This window comes from Rhodococcus sp. P3_B8, from assembly GCF_056402775.1.
On record NZ_JBFUGT010000566.1, the window covers coordinates 1 to 2190 of the forward strand.

Genomic DNA, 2190 nt, shown 5'->3' on the forward strand with positions numbered 1-2190 from the left:
AGCGCAGGATAATCGACCGCTGCCGGGGCGCGGTCGCGGCCCATTCCTCCTGGACTGCCGCGGCGGAGTCCAGTGCGCGCATCGCGTCCTTGCCGCCGGCATCGGCGACGTCGGCGATGAGGGTTCCCGTGGCCGGGTCGTAGACCGGGAACGTGCCGCCGTCGATCGGGTCGGTCTGGGCGCCGTCGATCCACAGACCGGTAGGCAGGGTGGCGCGGAGCCGTTCGAAATCAGTCATCGGAGTCCTCGTGGTGGGAATGGTGGTGATCGCACGCCTCCGGGGTGGGGGCGACGTCGAGGGCGGGGTTGCGGTCGAAGAATCCGGCCGGCTTCAGCCAGAAGGACACGGTGTCCGCAGGCATGATCGGCCAGTCCTCCGGCCGGGGAATGTGGTGGATACCGAACGTGTACCAGAGCACCACGTCGGTGTTCTCGATCGGGCGGTTTGCCTCGGTCCAGGCGGGAAGTCCGTGATCGACCTTGCTCTGGTTCACGAATTCCCCGGCAGGCCAGCGCTCGTCGGGTGAATTGGGTGTCACCCAGACGGTGTGGCCGATCGCACCGGTGCGCTGGAAGATCGGCGACGCCGGGTCGAACATCGACGGTATCGCGCCGCCGGGAACGAGCTTGTAGGCGGGGGCGGTGCCGAGCCCGGTGGTCGTGTTGTCGTTGACCWCCTTCCACGCCCGCTGGCTCTGCCAGTCGAAGTCCTGGCGGCCTTCGTGTTCGGTGCGCAGCGGGGTGTTCTTCTGGCGCAGCGCCAGACCCAGAGGGTTGTCCGGGCCCATCGGCACCACCTCGGTCTCGGTCGCGTACACCGTGTTCTCGGTGCCGTCCACGTCGAGATCGAGGCGGGCGACCAGGAAGTGCTGGTGGAACGGCGCGTACGTGCGGTTGTCGACGAGCGTCCCGCTGGGGTGCTCCCCGCCTTCGGGGAAGTGGCTGACCACCATGATCCCGGTGGCGCGGACCTCGCACTCGATGTTGCCGTCCTGGTAGAACCGCCAGTACACGAGATATTCGTAGTTCGCGACCGTCACGTGCGTCGACACCGTCAGCCGCCGCATGCGGCGCACCTCGGCGCCCGCGTCGTGGTCGACGTGCTTCCAGAGGACGGCGTTGTCCTCCTCGTGGATACAGATCGCGTTCTCGATCGTGTACGGCACACCGTGGCTGTCGTGGAGGACGGCGTCGAGGTACCGGATCTCACCGAGGCAGTCGCAGCCCAGGGTCAGCGACGTGGTCATGAACCCGATGCCCCACTCGCCGATGTCGAAGGCGGTGCGGCGGTAGTGATCGGTGCTCGTGTCGCGATACGGCACCGCCATCTCCGCGAACGACATCCGGTTCGCGATCGAGCGCACCCGGCCGTTGTCGTTGTAGGTCACCGCGTGCAGGGTCATGCCCTCGCGATAGTTGAACCCCACCCGCAGTGACCAGTTCTGCCACTCGAGCTTGTTGCCCTCGAGCGTGAACGACGGTCCCTCCGGCTGGACGATGTCCAACGGCTTCAACGGCGGCCGGGTGCTCGCGTCGCGGATCCGTTCCGGGATGTGCCGGGGCACGTACTCGCCCATGACCTCGGGACGTTCGACGCTGAACGTGTCCTCGATCTCGAGCAGTTCCATCTTGTTGACGTCGATCACGCAGTGGAAACCGTTGACCGGGCCCGCATACGGGTTGGCGCCCTCGGCCGCCCGCACCCAGGTGTCCGACCAGCCGAGCCGGCGTCCCTTGTACTTTTCCGGGGTCACCGCGTCGCCGTACGTCCACACGTCCATGAACACCAGGCTCAGGTCGGTGATCCCGCGCTTCGCGAGCGCCGCGATCACGTCCGGGTGCCCGCGGAGGAAGGCGTCCGCCTCTTCCCATTCGTCCACGGTGAAATTCGCCTGGACGTCCGGGATGTGCTCCCAGGAGACCACGTTGTCTTCCGTGAGCGAGACGAGCGCCTTGTAGGTGTCTCCGCTGCTGCGGTCGAAGCACACGACGACGGCCCGGCGGTCCGGGACGGCGCCCGACGTGTCGAACGCCGACACCTCGGCCTTGGCCGGCTCGGCCAGTTCGATCGACGCGAACCGCCAGCCGTCCCCGACCCCGTGTTCCCGGGCGAGGACGGCCGCGGCCTTCGCGAATTCGTCCGCCCCCAACGGGTCCAGAGGATGGAACGTGCCGGTGGTCGTCCGGGTC

The 2190-nt window shown here is 67.6% G+C and carries 2 protein-coding genes; both read right to left on the reverse strand.

Annotation, left to right across the window (positions count from 1 at the left end; translation table 11 throughout):
* The coding region (locus tag AC1D1G_RS44600) for an aldehyde dehydrogenase family protein (protein WP_477956872.1) at window positions 1-238 on the reverse strand (238 nt) is incomplete at its 3' end.
* Window positions 231-2159: a primary-amine oxidase gene (locus AC1D1G_RS44605; protein WP_477956873.1), complete on the reverse strand. Its 1929-nt coding sequence runs from the start codon at window positions 2157-2159 to the stop codon at window positions 231-233. The genes AC1D1G_RS44600 and AC1D1G_RS44605, both read right to left, overlap by 8 nt.
* Between the last annotated feature and the right edge of the window lie 31 nt (window positions 2160-2190).